This window comes from Rhodococcus sp. I2R, assembly GCF_020889545.1.
In the GTDB taxonomy this organism is placed as follows: Bacteria; Actinomycetota; Actinomycetes; order Mycobacteriales; family Mycobacteriaceae; genus Rhodococcoides.
This window is the reverse complement of the sequence record NZ_JAHUTG010000030.1, coordinates 1-18,120: the sequence shown is the minus strand read 5'-3', so window position 1 is coordinate 18,120 and position 18,120 is coordinate 1. Positions and strand designations below refer to the sequence as shown.

At 64.8% G+C, this 18,120-nt stretch carries 24 protein-coding genes and 2 pseudogenes; 14 read left to right on the top strand and 12 right to left on the bottom strand.

Annotation, left to right across the window (positions count from 1 at the left end):
- Positions 1–16: 16 nt before the first annotated feature.
- A complete protein-coding gene (locus tag KVY23_RS22240; RefSeq protein WP_230558239.1) occupies positions 17–2,083 on the bottom strand; it encodes an MMPL family transporter in 2,067 nt (688 codons plus the stop codon).
- Between the two features lie 962 nt (positions 2,084–3,045).
- Here KVY23_RS22240 and KVY23_RS22235 point away from each other — a divergent pair.
- The 3 genes from KVY23_RS22235 to KVY23_RS22225 all read left to right on the top strand — a co-directional run bounded on the left by KVY23_RS22235 (position 3,046) and on the right by KVY23_RS22225 (position 4,766).
- Complete coding sequence (locus KVY23_RS22235; RefSeq protein ID WP_048320462.1) at positions 3,046–3,303, top strand: hypothetical protein; 258 nt, start codon at positions 3,046–3,048, stop codon at positions 3,301–3,303.
- 357 nt (positions 3,304–3,660) lie between these two features.
- The gene (locus tag KVY23_RS22230; RefSeq protein WP_179276683.1) at positions 3,661–3,834 is read left to right on the top strand and encodes a hypothetical protein; all 174 of its coding nucleotides are present in this window, start codon (positions 3,661–3,663) and stop codon (positions 3,832–3,834) included.
- 77 nt (positions 3,835–3,911) lie between these two features.
- Positions 3,912–4,766 (top strand): hypothetical protein, encoded by an 855-nt coding sequence (locus tag KVY23_RS22225; RefSeq protein WP_230558232.1) that lies wholly within the window; start codon positions 3,912–3,914, stop codon positions 4,764–4,766.
- Positions 4,767–5,080: 314 nt separating this feature from the next.
- Here the strand turns inward: KVY23_RS22225 and fdxA are convergent, their stop codons facing one another.
- The 3 genes and pseudogenes from fdxA to KVY23_RS22210 form a co-directional block, all read right to left on the bottom strand.
- Complete coding sequence (fdxA, locus tag KVY23_RS22220) at positions 5,081–5,398, bottom strand: ferredoxin (protein ID WP_008720000.1); 318 nt, start codon at positions 5,396–5,398, stop codon at positions 5,081–5,083.
- A gap of 205 nt (positions 5,399–5,603) precedes the next feature.
- Positions 5,604–6,410, bottom strand: a pseudogene (locus KVY23_RS22215) (arsenic resistance protein); the annotation flags it as partial.
- Between the two features lie 32 nt (positions 6,411–6,442).
- On the bottom strand, positions 6,443–6,874 hold the full coding sequence (locus tag KVY23_RS22210) for a MerR family transcriptional regulator (RefSeq protein WP_008719991.1): 432 nt from the start codon (positions 6,872–6,874) through the stop codon (positions 6,443–6,445).
- A gap of 80 nt (positions 6,875–6,954) precedes the next feature.
- Between KVY23_RS22210 and KVY23_RS22205 the strand changes: the two genes are divergently transcribed.
- Both KVY23_RS22205 and KVY23_RS22200 read left to right on the top strand, forming a co-directional pair.
- Positions 6,955–7,326, top strand: coding sequence for a hypothetical protein (locus tag KVY23_RS22205; RefSeq protein ID WP_008719986.1), 372 nt, complete (start codon positions 6,955–6,957; stop codon positions 7,324–7,326).
- A 274-nt stretch (positions 7,327–7,600) separates the two neighbouring features.
- The gene (locus tag KVY23_RS22200) at positions 7,601–7,765 is read left to right on the top strand and encodes a hypothetical protein (protein ID WP_157889900.1); all 165 of its coding nucleotides are present in this window, start codon (positions 7,601–7,603) and stop codon (positions 7,763–7,765) included.
- A gap of 334 nt (positions 7,766–8,099) precedes the next feature.
- Here KVY23_RS22200 and KVY23_RS22195 read toward each other — a convergent pair whose 3' ends face one another.
- A complete protein-coding gene (locus tag KVY23_RS22195; protein WP_141214906.1) occupies positions 8,100–8,669 on the bottom strand; it encodes a hypothetical protein in 570 nt (189 codons plus the stop codon).
- A 668-nt stretch (positions 8,670–9,337) separates the two neighbouring features.
- Here KVY23_RS22195 and KVY23_RS22190 point away from each other — a divergent pair.
- A complete protein-coding gene (locus KVY23_RS22190; RefSeq protein WP_155289314.1) occupies positions 9,338–9,478 on the top strand; it encodes a hypothetical protein in 141 nt (46 codons plus the stop codon).
- Positions 9,479–9,526: 48 nt separating this feature from the next.
- Positions 9,527–10,537, top strand: coding sequence for a DUF4192 domain-containing protein (locus tag KVY23_RS22185; RefSeq protein ID WP_230558231.1), 1,011 nt, complete (start codon positions 9,527–9,529; stop codon positions 10,535–10,537).
- Positions 10,538–10,722: 185 nt separating this feature from the next.
- Here KVY23_RS22185 and KVY23_RS22180 read toward each other — a convergent pair whose 3' ends face one another.
- A complete protein-coding gene (locus tag KVY23_RS22180; RefSeq protein WP_155289019.1) occupies positions 10,723–10,893 on the bottom strand; it encodes a hypothetical protein in 171 nt (56 codons plus the stop codon).
- 479 nt (positions 10,894–11,372) lie between these two features.
- Here KVY23_RS22180 and KVY23_RS22175 point away from each other — a divergent pair, with 479 nt between their 5' ends.
- The 4 genes from KVY23_RS22175 to KVY23_RS22165 all read left to right on the top strand — a co-directional run bounded on the left by KVY23_RS22175 (position 11,373) and on the right by KVY23_RS22165 (position 13,399).
- A complete protein-coding gene (locus KVY23_RS22175; RefSeq protein WP_008719967.1) occupies positions 11,373–11,615 on the top strand; it encodes a glutaredoxin domain-containing protein in 243 nt (80 codons plus the stop codon).
- 27 nt (positions 11,616–11,642) lie between these two features.
- Positions 11,643–11,774 carry a hypothetical protein gene (locus tag KVY23_RS25020; protein WP_268995348.1) on the top strand — a complete coding sequence of 44 codons (132 nt, stop codon included), beginning with the start codon at positions 11,643–11,645 and terminating at the stop codon, positions 11,772–11,774.
- An 87-nt stretch (positions 11,775–11,861) separates the two neighbouring features.
- Positions 11,862–12,458, top strand: coding sequence for a DnaB-like helicase N-terminal domain-containing protein (locus KVY23_RS22170; RefSeq protein ID WP_206499087.1), 597 nt, complete (start codon positions 11,862–11,864; stop codon positions 12,456–12,458).
- A gap of 86 nt (positions 12,459–12,544) precedes the next feature.
- Positions 12,545–13,399, top strand: a complete 855-nt coding sequence (locus KVY23_RS22165) for a hypothetical protein (RefSeq protein WP_008719963.1) — start codon at positions 12,545–12,547, stop codon at positions 13,397–13,399.
- Positions 13,400–13,484: 85 nt separating this feature from the next.
- On the opposite strand, the gene KVY23_RS22160 is transcribed toward KVY23_RS22165, so the two are convergent.
- The 5 genes from KVY23_RS22160 to KVY23_RS22140 are packed head-to-tail and all read right to left on the bottom strand — an operon-like array spanning position 13,485 to position 15,682.
- A complete protein-coding gene (locus tag KVY23_RS22160; protein WP_008719961.1) occupies positions 13,485–13,814 on the bottom strand; it encodes a hypothetical protein in 330 nt (109 codons plus the stop codon).
- Positions 13,811–14,230, bottom strand: a complete 420-nt coding sequence (locus KVY23_RS22155) for a hypothetical protein (RefSeq protein WP_008719959.1) — start codon at positions 14,228–14,230, stop codon at positions 13,811–13,813. The genes KVY23_RS22160 and KVY23_RS22155 overlap by 4 nt, the downstream gene beginning before the upstream one ends.
- A complete protein-coding gene (locus tag KVY23_RS22150; RefSeq protein WP_206499086.1) occupies positions 14,227–15,039 on the bottom strand; it encodes a methyltransferase in 813 nt (270 codons plus the stop codon). The genes KVY23_RS22155 and KVY23_RS22150 overlap by 4 nt, the downstream gene beginning before the upstream one ends.
- Before the next feature lie 37 nt (positions 15,040–15,076).
- A complete protein-coding gene (locus tag KVY23_RS22145) occupies positions 15,077–15,259 on the bottom strand; it encodes a hypothetical protein (RefSeq protein ID WP_042940224.1) in 183 nt (60 codons plus the stop codon).
- Positions 15,260–15,262: 3 nt separating this feature from the next.
- Complete coding sequence (locus tag KVY23_RS22140; RefSeq protein ID WP_042940223.1) at positions 15,263–15,682, bottom strand: hypothetical protein; 420 nt, start codon at positions 15,680–15,682, stop codon at positions 15,263–15,265.
- A gap of 192 nt (positions 15,683–15,874) precedes the next feature.
- Between KVY23_RS22140 and KVY23_RS22135 the strand changes: the two genes are divergently transcribed.
- Positions 15,875–16,273 carry a hypothetical protein gene (locus KVY23_RS22135; protein WP_042940222.1) on the top strand — a complete coding sequence of 133 codons (399 nt, stop codon included), beginning with the start codon at positions 15,875–15,877 and terminating at the stop codon, positions 16,271–16,273.
- Entirely contained in the window at positions 16,273–16,626 is a 354-nt protein-coding gene (locus KVY23_RS22130) for a helix-turn-helix domain-containing protein (protein ID WP_008719949.1), read from the top strand. The genes KVY23_RS22135 and KVY23_RS22130 overlap by 1 nt, the downstream gene beginning before the upstream one ends.
- A 33-nt stretch (positions 16,627–16,659) precedes the next feature.
- Here the strand turns inward: KVY23_RS22130 and KVY23_RS22125 are convergent, their stop codons facing one another.
- Complete coding sequence (locus KVY23_RS22125; protein WP_157226195.1) at positions 16,660–17,400, bottom strand: hypothetical protein; 741 nt, start codon at positions 17,398–17,400, stop codon at positions 16,660–16,662.
- A 334-nt stretch (positions 17,401–17,734) separates the two neighbouring features.
- Here KVY23_RS22125 and KVY23_RS22120 point away from each other — a divergent pair.
- Positions 17,735–18,120: pseudogene (locus KVY23_RS22120) on the top strand (transposase); the annotation flags it as partial.

Sequence of the window (18,120 nt, the reverse complement as noted above, 5' to 3'; positions counted from 1 at the left end):
CGGGTTGTAAGGGTGGTCAGTGCGAGAAGCTGATCGAGGGCAACACCTTGCGCAGCCAGGCCGGTGACCACCATGCGGCGTGTCCGCTCAAACGCAGCAGGACCGGCAGCAGGATCAGCCTGATCAGGAAGGCGTCGAGCAGTACCGCGACGCCGAGGATGATGCCCATTTCTTTCGGTGGGAGCGGATCGGAGAGTGCGAAGGTGAAGAACACTGCGACCATGACCGCGGCGGCGGCGAAGATGACCCGGCCGGAGTGGGCGAGGCCGTCGACCTGTGCGGCTTTCGGGTCCCCGGTCTTCTCGTAGTGCTCTTTCGCGGTGGCGAGCAGGAACACTGTGTAGTCCATGGCGATGGCGAAGATCATTGCGAAGAAGAACACCGGACCCCAGCCGTCGAGGAAGCCTTGCGGGGTGAATCCGAGCAGTGATGCGCCGTGCCCGTCCTGGAAGATCAGCTTCGCGACCCCGAACGCTGCGGCGGTCGAGAGCAGACTGACTGCGGTGCCGAGGATCGCGATCAGCGGTGCTTGGAGTGCGACGAGCAGCAGGATGAAACCGAGCGCCAGAATGATGCCGATCACCAGCGGTAGGTAGTCGTTCAGTGCTTGCTGCAGATCGAGGTTCTCCGCTGGGGCACCGCCGACCAACGCCGACTCCGGGAGTTCGGCGCGCAGGTCACCGAGGATGGTGCCCATTCTCTCGTCCGAGGGGTCAACGGTGGGAAGTGCTTGTAGCAGTGAGTAGTTTGAGCCGTTCGCGGCAGGCTGGGGCGGGGTGACCATCGAGATCCCGTCGACGGTACTGGCTGCCGTGGCGGTGGCGGCGGCATCCGCGGAGGGGACGACGATCTGCAGTGCGCCGGGTGCGCCGGCACCGAACTGGGCCTGGACGAGCTCGTAACCCTGGCGAACCGGTGCGTCTTCGGGGACGACGGCGATCGAGGGCATCGCCACTTTCAGTCCGAGGACCGGAAGGGCCAGCGCAATGAGGATGCCGACGGAGACCAGAGCGAACGGCCAGGGGTGCTTGTGGAGCAGTTCACCCCAGGCTGCGAATTTCGGGGAGCGGTGCTGCTGGCGCTTGGCGTAGGGCAGGGAGGCGGCGTTGACCTTGGAACCGAGTGCACCCAGGGTTGCGGGGAGCAGGGTCATGGTGGCGATCAGCACGAAGGTCACGGCGAGCATGATGCCGACGGCCATGGTGCGCACCGCCGGTGCGGGAACGAGCAGGACGGCCGAGAGGCTCACCAAGACCGTCAGACCGGACAGGACCACGGCTTTGCCTGCGGTGTCCATGGTTTCGGCGACCGCGGCACGTGGGTCGGCGTTGCGCAGTGCGTCGCGGAACCTGGCGACGATGAACAGGGCGTAGTCGATTCCGAGGGCGAGGGCGAACATCATCGCGAAGTTCATCGCCCACACCGAGATCGGCGTGACGCCGTTGAGCAGAACGAGTCCGCCTGCGGATGCGACCAGGCCGGCAACGGTGAGTAGCAGCGGCAATCCCGCGGCGACGAGGGAGCCGAACGCGAGCACCATGATCGCCAAAGTGACCGGCCAGGAGAACAATTCGGCCTGAATCATGGCGTCGTGGTTGGCCTTGTTGAAGTCCGACCACAGTGCGGAGGATCCGGTCGGGTAGACCTCGATGCCGTCGCCGGAGAGTTCGGTCAGCTCGCCCTTCACCTCGTCGACGGCCTTGACCATGTCGTCGGTACTCGCGTTTGCGCCGGCGATCAAGATGCCGGTGTGACCGTCGGGACTGATCGTCATGCCCGGCTGGGGGGCGATGACCTCACCGAAGCGAGTGTCACCGTCGAATACGGCCGCGACGTCGGTGAGTGTCTGCTGCATCGCTGCGTCTTCGATCGTGGCGGTGTCGGAGTGAACGACCACCTGCACTGCTGCAGAGGAATTGCCGCCGAAATGCTGCTGGGCGAGCTCGCGGACCTGGACGGATTCGGAACCGTTGGCCTGCCAGCCGGCCCCGGCCAAGGATGAGAACACCGATGGTGCAGCCGATCCCAGTGCAACGAGGGCGATCAGCCAGATGCCGAACACCCACCGGCGGCGGGCGACCATCGTGCTTCCCAGGCGGCCTAGTGCGCCGGGTGCCGGTGGCCGATGGCGGTCGTGGCGGCCGGTGGCCGCCGCGGTAGCGGGCTTGGTCACAATTGCTTCTCCTAATACGGGTGGGGGTATTCAGAAGTGTTGAAGACGCCCAGAGATTCCTGCGAAATGCAGTGGAGTGCTGTTGGGGTGGGGGTCAGCGACGAAACAGGGAACGAAAGAAGTTGTCGCGTGTAGCTGGGGCGGGTGTCTCCATGGAGCAGGAGCACTGCTGCGACCGCGGAACGTTCTTCATGACGCTGTCGACATGTCGACCGCAGCCAGCCCAGGTGGTCTTACCGCATGCCGGGCACGGGACGGGGTAGCACATGGCGGTCCTTTCTGGCGGGTACATCACTACTGTGACACATACCTAGGGGGGTATGCAAGTACCCGTGGGGGTATGAGGGAAGGGGTGGGCCGGAGCCGATCGGTAGACGGCAGTGGTTTTGCCGGATCCAACGCGAGGCTGTGCTGGCGGCCGCAGGAGGCGTTTGATGGTCGCCAGTCTGCGAATGCGGTTGTCCCTCAGGGGTTGATGCTCCACCCACGCGCGAGTTGCGCCGCTATCGTCCGCGAGTTTCTGTGAACCCGCGCAGTTGCGTCCCACTTCCATTCCCACACCCAGGCCGGTCCGGACGGGAGTGGCCCAGGAGTGGCGAGCATCGGAGACAACGGATTCGGGGGCATCGACGACGGATGCCCGCGCAGGGGATCGGCGAACCATCGAAAGCCGACCGCAGGCGGTCGCACGTCCCCTCCGGGGCCGCCCCATATGGGTCACCAATGTGGTCGTACGAGTCGCCCGAGTCTGACATGCCGGGGACCCCGACCAGTCAACCCACGGTCGCAGGCTCCCTCTTCGGGGTTGACAGGCCACCCTCGTCATGTCGATCGGGGACGTCTCATCCGAACCTTTGGAAGGTGTCCCTGCCATGAACAACAACCTGCTCAACGATCACCAGATCATCACCGAGCTCATCGGCAATGCCGCTCAGCTCCCCGCCGAAGATCCGCGCGCGGCCCGGTGGGCCACCGAAGCGCTCGCGCTCGCCAGCGCAGCAGAGCTGCCCATCCTCATCGAGGAGGCCGAGGGAGTGCTCGGCCGGATCGAGCACGACACCACCTGCCGGTGGTGCGCCGGGCAGCCAGGAGCAGCCATCCCGGTCGGGTCCTTCTGGTGCACCCACTGAGCACCAGGCCCTCCGGGGTCCCGGTCCCACCACGGGGCCGGGACCCCCCCCTTTTTGTCTCCCGCACGGGCTGGAATACCACCGACAGCACTGTCGTTGTAGAAGTCGACGGCGTTCGATCCCAATGCCCCGGGTACCAACCATCAGCCGCTACGAGCGGCCACCTGCCGAGAGGCGCACTGGCGAACACCGTCACCCAACATCGAACAGGGCCACGCATCACAGATGCGTGGCCCTGGCTCGTTCGAAACGACCCGTCGACGCGGCCACCGCCGCGCCTCCGAACCTTCTCGTCCAGTCATTCGAGTAAATGACTGCTGCCGGAACCGCCGCACCGCCCCGTGCGTCCAATAAGACATGGACGACGACGAGCGCGCAGCCATCCGATCGGAAGGCCACGACCCCGACCACCCGGCCGTCTCTCACGCCCTCGACCAGGTCAAACACGTCCTCCACCGGTACCGGCACCTCGCCTGGACCTTCACCAAGGATGACCTCGACGGAGTCTCCGTTCCCCGTCGAAAGAGCTGACCAGCACATTCGACAGTCGAACACCCGTTCGATACGCTGGCGGTAGTTCCTACCGGCACGGCGAAAGGTCGATCCTCATGGCCACCGTCGACGCGATCGCAGACCTCACCGGACTCGACAAGGCCACCCAGCTCGACGTTCTGCGCCGCCGGATGGCCACCGTCCCGGGCGGTCGCCGTGACCACGCGCCGACGGACCTCCCCACCATCACCGCACCCGAACCGGCGGCACCCACCGCAAGCAGTACGGACCTCGCGGGCGAGCCCGACGACTTGGAGCCGCTCAGCGGCGCAGTACGCGGCAAAACCCTCCGCACCATGCCCGTACCCCCACCGCTCGCCGCGCTGCTCCCACGCCGAGCCCTGGCCCGCGGAACCGCCGTCACCGTAACCGGCGCCGGGTCCATGCTCATCGCGCTCGTCGCCGAAGCATCCGCCGCCGGCCACCACGTCGCCCTCATCGGTCAACCCCGACTGAGCCTGCTTGCCGTCCACGAACACGGAGGCGACCTCGCGAAAGTCCACCTCGTCGATCCCGGGGCAGGTGACCCGCTCGACGCCGCCTCGATCTGTCTCGACGGGCTGGATCTGGTCGTCACCACCGTGCACGGCCGAGACGTACCCCCAACGCGCGCAAGGGCTTTGCTCGCCAGGAACCGTCGACATGCCAGCATCCTGGTCCTAACGGATGGACACATGCCCGGTACCGATCTCACGATCGCCTCCACCGTCGCCGGTTACGGCGGAATCGAACAGGGCCGAGGGCGCATCAAATCGATCACCCTCGAAACCACCGTCCACGGCCGCGGAACACCACACCGCACCGGCCGCTACACACTCACCGCCCCCACCTTCGGCGAGACAGGGCTGCGCTGGACACCCACACCCGCCGACGACCTCACCGTCCACCGGCCCGTCGCCGTCGCGCAATGACCACCGACAACGAGACCGCAGGCATCTTCGATGCCTGGCCAACCACCTTCGAACCACCCACCCGCCGCATCGTCGACCCACCCAAATCGGTGAACGTCAATATCGCGCTCGCCATCGGGCGATCCGGAAGCGGAGGATTCCGCGACACCACACCTTTGAAAGTCCGGGCCGAGGGCCTGGCCATGGACAGCATCGTCGAAGGAACCTTGTACGCCTGGGCACGGACCGGGACCGGTGATTGGCTTGCTTGTAGCTACAGTTCGTAGCTGACCGTCGACCGCACGGCATGAGCGACAACCGGATGAGCGTCAGCGTTAATTGTGTTGTGGGTGCTGGGAGATTGCTGGGTGATCCCGTGCGATGGGTCCCGTCTTGGCCGCCCCGCCGGGTGATCCGAGGTCGTCGAAGAACAGTGCGTTGATCGAGGTGTACTTCGCCCATTCGTGCGGGAGGTCGTCTTCGTAGAAGATCGCTTCGACCGGGCAGACCGGCTCGCAGGCACCGCAGTCGACGCACTCGTCGGGGTGGATGTAGAGCATCCGTGGGCCTTCGTAAATGCAGTCGACCGGGCACTCTTCGATACACGCCTTGTCCATCACGTCGATGCACGGCTCGGCAATGACGTAAGTCATGGTCGCGTGTCCTGGGGATGATCGAATTCGGTTGCCTGCGAGTCGGTCCTACCTCGAATATTGTTCTCGGAGAAGCGAGCTGGGACGAGACGGGGATAAGTCGGACGTAGGCGACCATCCCGATCAACTCCACCAATGTCTGCGTCACCACAACCACGGCAGCAAGAGACAGCTGTGGTGGCAGCGCAAGCGCCAGCGGCAGAACGACCAACGAATTCCGGGTCGCACCGGAAAAAATCAACGCCCGAGTCGCGGGAACGTCCTGGCGCGTCACCCTGGCCGTCGCCCATCCAACAACCGCCATGACGACCAGGAATGCAACGAAGATCGGCACCACGGGAATCAGCTGGGAGCCCTCGGAGCGGACTGCGTCGATCTGCGACGCCACGACGACGGCAAGAGTGGCCATCATGACCGGCACCATCGCCGCGGCCATCGCATCCATGATCCGGGTGCCGATTCGGCGACGACGTGCGAGCGCTTGCGTCAGGGCCGCCAACACCAGTGGAACAACGATCAGCAGCACGAACGCTTCGACGAACGGTGCAATGTCGATGATTTCCACCAACTCGGACCCGACGAACAACCACAGGTAGAGCGGCAGAAACGCGATCTGCAACAACATCAACAGCGGCGCGCTCGCGAGCAACCGTTCCGATGCCGCGCCCGCCAACCCGCTGAAGACGATGACGTAGTCGATGCAGGGAGCCAACAACACCAGCAGCACACCGACGAGTACCGCCTGGCTGTCAGCGACGAACCGGGTCATAGCGAACACGACGACCGGGACGAGCACGAAATTCAGCACCACGACACTGAGCAAGAACTTCCCGTCGCGCAGCGATGCGCCGATGGCGGAGAACGGAACCGCGAGGAACGTGGCGTAGAGCAACACGATCAGTACCGGGTTGATGGCGATCTCGAACGAATGCGCCGACGACGGCGCACCCGAGCCGACAACGGCACCGATGAGCAGGGCCAGCAGGTAGAGCGGGATCTGGAACTTCTCCATCCAGGCCACCATCGAGGTGGCGCTCGATGTGTTCACGAGGTGCCCACTGCAGTGTTCGCAGAGATCAGCCAGGTGCACTCTGGATTGCATGGCGTCGACGCGTCGGGTGTGTCCCCAAGGCGGGACAGTGCATCGGTCAAACTGTCACGCAGTGCGGTCAATTGAGCGATCGATTCGTTCGCGTGAGCGATGTGCGATTCGATGGCGGGGCCGAGTTCGGCTTTGACTGCGGCGCAGGAGTCTTTCTCCCAAACACGAAGGAGAAGTTTGATCTCCGGCAGCGACAAGTTCAGGCTTTTGGCGGCTGTGATGAACGCCAAACGTTGCTGAGCACGGTCGTCGTAGACGCGGTAGCCGTTCGCCGAACGGTCCGCCGGGAGCAGGCCCTCGCTTTCGTAGAACCGTAGCGTGGTCGCGGGGACGCCGGTCACCGACGACAGCTGTGAAATGCGCAGAGCGGACATGCACCGAGGATAAACCTTCGAGTCGGGTGGAAGGTCAAATCCTTGACCTTCCACCCAGCTACTGGGTCTAACGTCGGGCCATGTACCCAGTTCGACCGCGCCCGGACGCCCGGACACTCATCCGTCTCGACCCGACGCCTCTCCGCGAGATGAAGGCCCCGTCGGCATGCACGCTCTCAACAGCCGTCCAACCTGGGCGGATCGAGCTGTGGGCATTGATCCTCGCCTCCGTTACCAGCCGCCGGCGTGTCGATGAAGGACTCGAATTCACCTTCCCGCCGGATACGGCGTTCATCGCTCGCCTGTCCGATGCAATCGCCTCGGAACTGGCGTGCTGCTCCTTCTACGTCTTCACGGTGAACTTCACCGCCACGGCAACAACGATGACAGTAAAAGCCCCCGGCCACAGTGCGGAAGTGGTTGACCAACTGTTCGGCGATACGGACTCATAGAGAATCAAAGCCTCTACGGCGCAGAATGATTCGTGCCATCAAGTCGCGCAGCCATGACAAGCCGGTCAATGACCGGGTATGCACAAGCTTGCTGCCGTGTCGTTCTCGATCCCCACCGGCAACAAGAAAGGCCGACTCGACCTCGAACGGCAATGGTGCCCCGCCGCCGCCATCACACCCATCACATGACCGACACCACCACCGCAGTGGCCACCCGACAGATGGCCGATCACCCACAATCGACACACACCACCGCAGCAGCACAGGAGACACCGTGAAGATCGGCGACCGCTACCACCTCGCACCCGGAGCACCCGGCATCGTCGTCATCCGCGAAATCCAAGACGCAGGCCTCGTCCTCGTCGAAAACGAAACACCAGGCCTAGGCGTCTACCCCTACCTCGTCAAACCCGACACCCTCGTACCCGCCACCACCTGACCGCTCTAACCACGACGCCGACGGAGCCGCCGAAGGTTCGCAGCATGAAGCCTCGCCGCCCGCTCCTCCGAATCGACCCGCAACGGATACCTGCACTGAGAACAGAAGTTGTCCAACGGCAACGGAATCGGGCTACTGCACCTGGGACAGTTATCGAGATGCGACCGGTTCGTCACCGCCGCCGTCTGTGTATCCATAGGCAGCGACAATGCCATAGGCCACCGACACCCTCCTGCCTGTCGCCAGCTGACAATCCAGCCCAGTCCAATACGGTGACTGGCGCAGCGCTAACCGGAGGGTCAAACGAAAAATTGGATTTGGATAGACCGATGAGTTAAGAAGGAATCTTAGGAAGTTTCACTTGCGGGCATAAATTCTTGTTGGCAAGAACGAAACTGTCATTGATGCCATATTGGGTCGAATCTGGCTCAAACGTGCTGTTCGGATCCCAGTTCTGTGAACCTTCGTAGCCAGTGCAAAAGTTGTACCCCGCCCCAATCATGTCAGCCTGCATCTTCGGCGAATCCCTGTAGCTCTCGACCTGAATGCCTTCCATCGGAATTCCCAATTCCATACCTGCGTTGACCATCAGCTCGCACGAGTCGTCCAGATACTGCTGCTGGCCACCAGTGGGAGTGCTGGCTACCAAGTTCCTGGCGTCTTCAGGAAGATGAAACATCGTATCGTCGCCAAGCGACACTTGCTTGAGCTCGTCATACGTCAAGTTCTGACCAATCGTGCCGCAATCACCGCTCGACGAACTGCCAACATCCGATCCGCCAGCTGCGCTGCTCGAAACACTGCCCTCAGGAGCCTGTTCCGCACTCCTCTCAGTACCGGACTCGCTGCCAGCACACGCAGCAAGCATCAATACGAAAGCAATACCAAAAACCGATGTCGTCACTTGTGATCCAGCCCGCATGGCCCGGAGCCTAAAGGTCACCGCGATGCCATACAAGCGATCGAATGAATGACCCGTACCCTGACTCGCCCAGTACTCCTCCTCATCGGCCCTGCCAGGCCACGACACCGTCAACGAAAATGTCGGCCTCAAGGGGCAGCTCGACATCTGCCACACCACCGTAAATACGAGCTACCGCCACACCGAGCGTCGTCACCCTCCGTCGCTCCCGCACAATCACGTTCACAGTCGTACCCCACACCGCGCCGCCGTAGAGCACCAGCTCCGGCGGCGTTCCGCGTCCCACCACCCGAAGCCGGCCACGTTTACAAGCAGGCCCTGGCGGGCCACACGCACCCCTACGGGCTGCACCGAACCGAACTCCGCTTCGCTCCGCACTCACAAGAGCGAAAAGAATCAATTTCTTTCGACGTAGGTGGCTTCTCCGAGCATCCATCACCCGTGCCCGCGGGCTCAACCCCTCGCTCCGCTGCGCTACGGCCAAGGCTCCGAACACTTTTCGTCGAGCAGTCGCTGCGCTCCCACGAAAACTGTCCGAGACGAGGGGTTGCCCCGTCGTTCCCGTGCGCTGGTTTCTCTCCCCAGCCACCACGGCGAAAGAAAATTGGCAGGGCGAAGGTCCGGCCGCCAGTCGAGAGGGACAGGTCACCATGCGAGCACAGCACCCCACCACCGCCGACGAAATCGACATCATCGTCCACCGAAACGGCAGCCGCAAAGTCCGGCGGACCGTCAAACGCGCCAGCGCACGCCGCGACCGCCGCACCGCGCGACGCGAACTCCGCCACTGAAAACAGCGCTACCCCAACCACACCCGCACACACCGAAAGGCTTTCGCCATGACCCAACATCGCATGTCCCTCACCACCGCCGCCGACACCCTCGCCGCCATCCCCGCCCTGCTCGGCTTCACCCCCGACAACTCCGTCGTCATCATCGCCCTGGCCGACGACGGCAACGGCTCGCATCTCGTCGCGCCCACCGCCCGCGTCGACGCCCACCAGGCCGAAGCCGCCGCAGGCATCATCACCGACGCGCTCACCCGGCAGGACACCCCCGTCACCGCCGTCATCCTCGCCGCCATCGCAGACACCACCCACGCAGGCGCAGCCCTGCTCGGACTCGACGCCATCCGCGACGCGCTCGCCGCCGCCGGAATCCGAACCATCCGCGCCCTGCACACCTACAGCCTCACCGCAGGAACGACCTTCACCGACCTCGACCGCTTCACCGACGGCACCATCCCCGACCCCGCCACCACCGAACTCGCGACCGCCCGCACCGCAGACGGAGCCGTCATCGCCGCATCACGCGCCGACCTCGAGGCCCGATACGCCCCCACCACGGAGATTCCCGAATCCCTCGCCCTCGCCGCCGCCGCCACGATGGGCGCCGACTTCCTGCCCGTCACCTTCGACGAGCTCGCCGCCGTCATTTACGCCCGCGAGATCCCCAGCGCCGACCTCACCGCCCGCGTCGGCCTGGCACTGGCCACCGGCCACGCCGAAGTCCGGGACGCGTTCCTGGCCCTGTCCATCCACGGAGACGCCGACGCAGCCGACGCGTTCACCCGCATCGCCGCCCCGCTACGCGGCACCGCCCGCGCGAACGCTCTCACCATCGCCGCCTACTTCGTGTACTGCACCGGCGACGGAGCAGCAGCTCACGCAGCACTACAGGCCGCCGAACGCACCGCCGAACGAGCCAACGTGCCGCTGCCGAGCCTGACGGGAATCCTCCTCCGCGTCCTCAACGCCGGAATGCCACCGGAAGAGGTCAGGGGGATCGGCGCAGTCATCACCCCCGACTACATCGCCGCCCACATCGGCGCAGTGCAGAGCTACACCTGACACCCGCCGCCGAGCGTGGCCACCGGTTCGAGGTGGCCACGCCCGGCAACCGCAGGTCGCGGGCGCGGGGCCGGTGCATCGGGCATCGAGCCCTCACACCGACAAACGCGCCACCCGCAGCAACGACAGAAGAGCAGGCGGGGGGCGGTGAGGTCAGGCGTGGCAGAGAAAGAGCGGAACAGCGCTCAGAGGGACGTCGGACGGGCCGGCCACGCCATATCGACGTCGGCGGCGGGTGGACGAGTGTCCTCAACCGGAACACCGGCGACGATCGCATCGAGCGCCAGCTCCGACGGCGGCGGCTCAGCGTTCACCACAGCTTTGGACAAGGCATGTTCGATCCGCGAGCGCTCCATACCGCAGCACCCTACCGACCAGCACGAACGCAGCCACCGCTACGAGTGCAGCGACACCGAGAGGGGGAGGTTCTTTTCGGTCCGTCTGACTGCGCAACGAGAATGCATCACCCGTCGTCTCCCGGATCAACCCCTGGCTCCGCTCACGCTTCGGCCCACAGGGCCCAGCACGACTGTTCGCCCGACCCGTACTCGCTGCGCTCCCTGGCGAACACTCGCACCGGCCAGGCATTGACCATCGACGCCGTGCGCCGCCGTCTCTTCTCCGCGCCACCCGTAAGCGAAAAGAACGCAATAAAGGCAGCCCGATACAAGTATCTACACCGTTTTCGAGGGGCCCGTCGGGCATAGCAATGGGTAGGTACAAAACACTGAAATACGTTATAGGGCAACGTAAATGACTGTATTTACACCTGGTGCAAAAGTTATTTGTGACGTAGAATAGAAGCCAATAGGACAATTCCGAGAAGGAGGCAACCATGTCGATCACCGTGTACACGAAACCGAATTGCGACCAATGTGATGCAACGAAACGACGGCTCGACAAGCACGGTCTCCAATACCGAATCGTCGACATCACCGAAGACGACACCGCCCGCCACTTCGTCACCTCCGAGCTCGGCTACCTCCAAGCGCCCGTCGTGGTCGTCGACCGAAGCGACGGTGACCGCGAAGACTGGTCCGGTTTCCGAATCGGCCGACTCGACGCACTCGCAGCCTGACACCCCCACCGACACAGGAGAACCGCCATGCACCTCGTCCCCGCCTACATCCCCGACGCCGACTACATCGACCGCCAGGTCGATGCCGAACTCGCAGCAGAGCGCGACACCGAACAGAACGACACCCTGTACGGCGACGCCGAGCAAGTCGCATCGTGACCATCCCCGAAGGCGTGGCCGCCAGTAATCCCGTATCCGTTCACGACGACTTCTGACCCGACACCGACACGAACGCGAGGCCCGACGATGAACGCACTACGCGCAGTCCCCACACCCGGCGACGACCCGGCAGCGCAGGCACGCGCGGACCTCGCACCCGTAGAGGACCTCGACACAGCGGTCGAACCCGGGTACGACCCGGCCACCGACCCCGAAGCAATGCTCCTGTGCGCCCTGATGGATGTCCGCAACCAGAGCAACGGCGGAACCGACATCGAGCGGATCACCAGCACGCTCACTGCGGCGGACTTCGAGGATCCCGCGCACGCACGCATGTACGGCCACATCGTCGACCTCATCGCCGCCGGCCAACCCCACGACTTCGCCTCCGTCACCGGTGCACTCATCCGATCCGGAGCCGACGGAGCCAAAGATGCCCCGCTACGCAAACGCCTCATGGGCATCGTCACCGCCGGCGCGCACTCCGTCGCCGCCGTGCACTACGCCGACAACGTCCTGTCCCAGTCCTACCGCCGCAGCTTCCACATCGCCGGTGGGCGACTGGCCCAGGCCGCCGAAGAGGCACCCGAAGCCGACCTGTTCGACTACATGGTCGAACTCGGCACCCGGCAGCGTGCAGCATTCAACCGGCTCAACAGCTTTCGGCAACCACCGACCTCCTGAACGAACCCGCACGGATACCGGTCGGCGCGTGGACGACGCCGAGGGCACTACGGTGCTCTGCGGGCCACAATCGAAAGACGAGGACAGTGACAGAGACAGGTGAGCATGCCGAACGGCCGCCACACGACGCGCCGGACCGCACGAACGCACCGACGACCGGTGCCGCTGTCGATGCGGGTCTGCCCGTGCACGTCCGCGAGCAGATCGCTGCTGTCGTCGACGCGTCCGGCGACCTCGAGCGCGTCCCGACCGGTAGCGGCGCACTGACTGTGCAGGTGTGCTCGGCATCGGAAACCTCGTACGACGCCGCGACGTGGAGCACCCTGGGCACCTACCGCGCTGCGGACGCGGCAACCTTGGCCGAACGGCTGCTCGACGCTCTCGGGGACAGTGCGAACATCGGCACTGACCTGGGAGTCCTCATCGTCACCCACACCCACACCGACATCCTGGAGGCACCGGCCATGACTGCACCCACCGCCGACGGAACCCGCGCGCCGGCCGCCCCGCTGCTCACCCTCGACCTCGCGAAAGCCGACGTGCTCGACGACGACTTCGAGTGGCCCGAACCGGGCAGCGCGCAGGCATTGTGGACTCCGCACTGGCTGCTGCAGGCCGCGATCAACTCCGGTGCCGTCACCTACGACCGGCGACTATGGGGCGAGCTCGCACTGTCGGCCGAGTTCACCGCCCCGAACCGGCACGAGCTCCAATTCGTGATCACCTACGAAATCGACGGCGCACCGAACATCGTCGACGGCGACACCACCGACTACCCCGCCGACTTCAACGAACTCTCCGACGAGGAACAGAACGCCGTCCCGTCGACGCTGGTCCCGAACCCGGAGACCGCAGCGTCGTGGCTGACGTACCTCGTCGACGCCTTCAACGCCGTGCACGCGAGCACCGACAAGCTCGTCCGCGGCTGGCCCCAGCACTAGTTCCCCGCCGGACAGCAGAAAGCCCCGACCATCATGCGTGGTCGGGGCTTTCTGATGTCTCGCGGACCGATTCAGGTGGCGTAGGTCAGTCCTGGCGGATGGTGCGCAACAGCTGAGCGAGCGCGAGCGCGGTGATCGGATCGTCGAGCGTGGGCGCGGCCGCGACGACCAGCGCGAGGTCGCCCGAGTCCTGCACCGCGTCGAGCAGGTTCAACGACGCGTCGACGGCAAAGTTCGCCCCTGAAATGTCGTTGATGATCGCCAGCAGCTCGGCGAACCGCGACCCGGTCTCCACCGGAACGGCGGCGTGCAGCATCTCGAACGCGGCCACCGCTTCCGGTGAGCGCAGTTCGGCGAGGATCGCGAGTTCGATGCTGTCGAGGTCGGACAGGGCGGGGGAGTCGGGTGTGCTCATGGTGTGGGTCCTTCGGTCGGTGCGTCGCCGGTGGGCGGCGAGGTGGGAGGGACGAGAGACAGTCGGGCCACCGCGGCTTCGGCGATCCCGAGATGTCCGGCGACGGTGTCTATGGGGTGGGTGGCCACCAACCCGGTGATCAGATCGCGATGGATCAGGGCAGCGAGGCGGTGCTGATGGGACAGGTAGGCGAGCAGTTCGGCGGTGAGCAGTGCCGCACCGGTAGGTCCGCCGTAATCGTGCGCCCAGTCCTCGCCGTCGCGTTCGGGGGCGTACAGCAGCGAGTCCGGGGCGCTGAGAACCTTGTCGAGGATCTCCGAGGTGATCCCGCACGCCTGCAGGCGCTCGATCACACCGGGGATCTCGGCGGCGGTGCGGTGCCCGACCAGGCTGAGGTGCCACTGGATATCGATCACGCCACTGCGCCCGATTCGTCGTCGAACGACCGGCGGGTATGGCTTTCCAGGACATGCAGCTCGGCAGTGAGGCCGACTGCGCATTCGGCGTCCGCCACCGGATCGAGGGCCGCGATGTTCGCCCGCAGTTGCGTGATCCGGGTGTAGCGGGCGACCGCTGCGGCATCGGCGTCGTAGACCTCCACCGGGTGTTCGACGACGAGCCTGCGTTGCCCGGGCACTGTCTTCACGGTCGCCTCGCTGTGGCCACCGCTGCGCATCGTGATCTCGCGAGCGAGAGCGCCGGCGAAGATGTGCGCCGAGTGAGCGGGGAAGTCGCCGGCCACCGTGGTCGAGTCCGGCAACGGATCGGGACGAGTCGACCGCACGGTGACGTCGATCAGGTCGGCCGGGTCGACGCCGGGAAGCGGCTCGATCGGTGTGGCGGTCCAGACCCCGATCGCGGTGGTGACGTAGCCCGGTGGCGGTAGTTCCGCCGAGCGGACACCCGCTGCGTAGGCCGGCATCGACGCCAGAGCACACGCAATCTCGCCGGGGGTCCCGATGAGGCAGAGCGAGTCGTCGACGGTCTGGGTGAAGGTCGCGGCGACGGTATCGACCTGGCGGAGGTCCGCGACGGTTTCTGCTTGGCTCACCGCGAACCGGGCTGCGGTCGAGGGGGAGTGGAAGTGCCCGCGGGTGTGTACGAACCCGGGGTCGCCGTGTTGGTCGAGGGTGGAGATCTCGACTTCGATCAGCGTACGAGTCGAGGGCGCGGCTGAGGGGGACTCTGCGGCCGGCTGGAGTGAGTGGGGATCGGTGGTGTCCATGAGGGTCTGCCTTCGAGAGGTCCGGGCAAGGAAGCGGTTATGCGAGGGCGACGAGCGCGGGTGCAGCGAGTCCGCACACCGCAGCGGCCGCAGACAGGGCGGTGGTGGTTCGATCCATCGGCTCGCAGCTATCGGCGAGAGCCAGGCGTAGCCCGGCTGCTCCTGCTGCGATGACACCGACGAACACCAGAACCCAGGTAGAGCCGACCAGGTACGTCATCGGTCAGCTCGCGTTCGGGTAGCTCTCACCCGGCGAGTTCTGCTCGGCGTCCGTACCGGTCGACTCGGCAGCGTCGGGCTCGGTCTTCGCCGGTGACGACGGCTGCAGCCGCGGGGGCCGAGGCGACGTCTTGGTAGCCGCAGTGGTGGCGGTCTTCTTGCCGGCGACGGCGGAGGTGGGGACTTTCAGCCCGGCCTTGCGGAGCTCGGGGGCGGACCAGCCGCCGTCGAGCGCGGCTTTGATCGCGGCAAGCTCAGTCGCGGCAGCGGTGCGTTCGGCGGCTTGCGCTTCGGCGACCTTCGCGGCGGCGGCGGCTCGCTCGTTCTGCGCTTGGACAATCGCGTCGATCAAACCGAGACGGGCATCGAGAGCAGCCTGTGCAGCGGCGCGAACAGTGTTGGGATCGAGAGGGGTGAGCGACATGTGTGGGACCTTTCGGAGACGGCGTGCAGCGCGCGCGAGAGAGTGGCGCAGCGCTGAGTGACAACGCGGTCTCGGGCGGCCCACACGCCGTCCGATATCCGAGGGCAACGCTATCGAATCGGCCCGACAGATGCACGCCACAGACGGCGCTATACCTTGCGCGGTATATGCCGTGCACGGTATACTCGGGTGGTGGACGTTGATGCACCGGAAGAGTTCTTCGACTGGCTCGATCGAGTGGAGGCGAAGGCCGACGCCGGGGATGCTGCGTCGGTGCGGGTCCTCGCTCGGGTGACCGATGCATTGGTGCAGTTGCGTGAGCTCGACGGCGTTCCGGTGGAGGATCGGCCGGACCTCAAAAGGGTGCGGCAGTCGAAGAAGTTTCCGGTGTGGCGCACGGCGCATCCGTTCGATGCGCAGATTGCGCTGCGGTTGATCTGTTGGTTCCCGCCCGGCAGTAGCTCGGTGGTGGTGGCGTTGTTCGCGGCCGACAAGGCGCGGATGGGTGATGTGTTCTACGACGGTGTCGGCGCGAGGGCCGATGTCGCGATCGAGCGTTGGTTGCGGGAGACCGCGGAAGGGGAGCAGTGATGAGCGAGAGCGAGAAGAAGTCGTTCCGGCGTGCGAACGACCGGATCGAGCAGTTGCGCACCAAGCCCGCGATTGCGGAGACGGTGCGCGAGTTCGCGGCCGAGCGGGAGACGATGAACCGGGTGTACGCCGACGGGTTGGCGGACATCCGTAAGGCCGGCAACCTCACCCAGGTTCAGATGGCGGCATTACTCGGGACCAATCAGGGTGCGGTGTCGCGGATCGAGGGCCGCGACGATCTGTTGCTCTCGACGCTGCGGCAGTACCTCGCTGCGACCGGTGCTGTGCACCCGAAGATCGTCGTCGAGAAAGACGGCGTCGAAATCGCACTCGACCTCGACGCCTTCGTCTGAGTCTTTCGCTTGAGAGCGGGTCAGTGCTGGCGGCTAGGTTGCCGGTGACGAGCGCAAATCTTCGGAGCCTTCCCACCATTCTTCGGCGCGCTGCCTGAAATACGCTCCGTGTTCGTCAGGTAGTGGGAAGACGACCGTCGTCGCGGCTCCTCCCACTCCATTCATGCTCGCCCCGAGCATTCGCACTGATAGTGGATCGACGATGTAGCGGTCGTGAAGCATGTCGTGAGGAGCTTGTCGTACGGCGAGACTTTCGTACCCGGGTGTGGCGAGCAGGACCTTCAGCTCGGTCACTGCACTCTTGCCAATTTTCGGGCCGATCAGAACTCGATGTACGTCTGCATGTTCGACAAGCTGCACGAGTTGCTCGGCGCGTAGATACGGGTCAACGATGTAGACCTCTTCGAGTTCGGAGATGCTGCCAACCAGCTTGCCCCACGCAAGGGGATCGCGACTTTGCAGCACAAGAACCCCGGTCTCGTCGACGCCGGCCTCTTTGCTCTCATCGGAGTTGAGCAGGGCACGACCGAGAGGGGTGACGGTGAGTCCCTTGTTACTGCCCTTTTGCATCCAACCGAATCGCACCAGTTGCTTCACGACATGCTCCGGCGGGCCATCCGGCGCGTATCGGGCCGGACGGCCCGGTGTTGGTGCCGTGCCACCGAACATCGAGGCAATGCCTGCGGCAGCTCGAAAGTCCTTCCCGAAGGTACTTGCGAAGTCGATCGACGGCGTGGCGTAGGTCTGTTGGTTTTCTCGCAGGAACCTCAGCACGGGTGACTCAATGGATGCGGTGAGGGACTGCATGAATGGAGATGGGATTCCCGGCTTTGCCGGTCTGGCCGGCCTGATCATCTTTCCCCGTTTGCCAGGGCGGGGGTCGGGTCGGTCGACCCACTCCCGCACTTCTTTGCTCGACGGTTGATATCCGCCGCGATTTGCAGCGAGTACGAACTGCAGTGTGCGGCGTTGCAAGTCCGTAGTGATCAACATGGGCAATGCCTATCAGACCGCTCAGCGCGTGTCAGGTTGGTCGCACGGGACTGCCCCAGCTTTGGTTGACATCTGATCTGTGAGGATCGCTCCTCACGGTGGAAGGATGTTCACCATGCCGAAAGCATTTCCCGAGGAGTTCCGCCGCGACGTCATCGCCGTCGCACGCGAGGGCGAGGCCCCGTTGCGTCAGATCGCGAAGGACTTCGGAATCTCCGAAGGTTGCCTGCACCGCTGGCTCAAGATTGCCGATCGTGAAGACGGCGTCGTCCGTGACGGCCGGCAGAACCCTGGTGACGAGTCCGCTGAGCTGCGGGAGCTAAAGAAGCGCAACCGGCTGCTCGAGCAGGAAAACGACGTTCTGCGGCGAGCCGCCGCCTATCTGAGTCGAGACATACTCCCAAAATGATCTACCCGCTGGTCCTCGACCTTGCTGGCGACGGAGTACCCGTCACAGTGACCTGCCGGGTTCTCGGTTTCTCAACCCAAGCGTTCTACAAA

Coding starts and splice junctions, on each gene's coding strand:
- fdxA (WP_008720000.1), bottom strand. CDS start 5,398: ATGACTTACGTCATTGCCGAGCCGTGCATCGACGTGATGGACAAGGCG.
- KVY23_RS22175 (WP_008719967.1), top strand. CDS start 11,373: ATGTCGATCACCGTGTACACGAAACCGAATTGCGACCAATGTGATGCA.
- KVY23_RS22185 (WP_230558231.1), top strand. CDS start 9,527: ATGACCCAACATCGCATGTCCCTCACCACCGCCGCCGACACCCTCGCC.
- KVY23_RS22170 (WP_206499087.1), top strand. CDS start 11,862: ATGAACGCACTACGCGCAGTCCCCACACCCGGCGACGACCCGGCAGCG.
- KVY23_RS22235 (WP_048320462.1), top strand. CDS start 3,046: ATGAACAACAACCTGCTCAACGATCACCAGATCATCACCGAGCTCATC.
- KVY23_RS22130 (WP_008719949.1), top strand. CDS start 16,273: ATGAGCGAGAGCGAGAAGAAGTCGTTCCGGCGTGCGAACGACCGGATC.
- KVY23_RS22230 (WP_179276683.1), top strand. CDS start 3,661: ATGGACGACGACGAGCGCGCAGCCATCCGATCGGAAGGCCACGACCCC.
- KVY23_RS22190 (WP_155289314.1), top strand. CDS start 9,338: ATGCGAGCACAGCACCCCACCACCGCCGACGAAATCGACATCATCGTC.
- KVY23_RS22225 (WP_230558232.1), top strand. CDS start 3,912: ATGGCCACCGTCGACGCGATCGCAGACCTCACCGGACTCGACAAGGCC.
- KVY23_RS22150 (WP_206499086.1), bottom strand. CDS start 15,039: ATGGACACCACCGATCCCCACTCACTCCAGCCGGCCGCAGAGTCCCCC.
- KVY23_RS25020 (WP_268995348.1), top strand. CDS start 11,643: ATGCACCTCGTCCCCGCCTACATCCCCGACGCCGACTACATCGACCGC.
- KVY23_RS22210 (WP_008719991.1), bottom strand. CDS start 6,874: ATGTCCGCTCTGCGCATTTCACAGCTGTCGTCGGTGACCGGCGTCCCC.
- KVY23_RS22160 (WP_008719961.1), bottom strand. CDS start 13,814: ATGAGCACACCCGACTCCCCCGCCCTGTCCGACCTCGACAGCATCGAA.
- KVY23_RS22180 (WP_155289019.1), bottom strand. CDS start 10,893: ATGGAGCGCTCGCGGATCGAACATGCCTTGTCCAAAGCTGTGGTGAAC.
- KVY23_RS22145 (WP_042940224.1), bottom strand. CDS start 15,259: ATGACGTACCTGGTCGGCTCTACCTGGGTTCTGGTGTTCGTCGGTGTC.
- KVY23_RS22140 (WP_042940223.1), bottom strand. CDS start 15,682: ATGTCGCTCACCCCTCTCGATCCCAACACTGTTCGCGCCGCTGCACAG.
- KVY23_RS22240 (WP_230558239.1), bottom strand. CDS start 2,083: ATGGTCGCCCGCCGCCGGTGGGTGTTCGGCATCTGGCTGATCGCCCTC.
- KVY23_RS22205 (WP_008719986.1), top strand. CDS start 6,955: ATGTACCCAGTTCGACCGCGCCCGGACGCCCGGACACTCATCCGTCTC.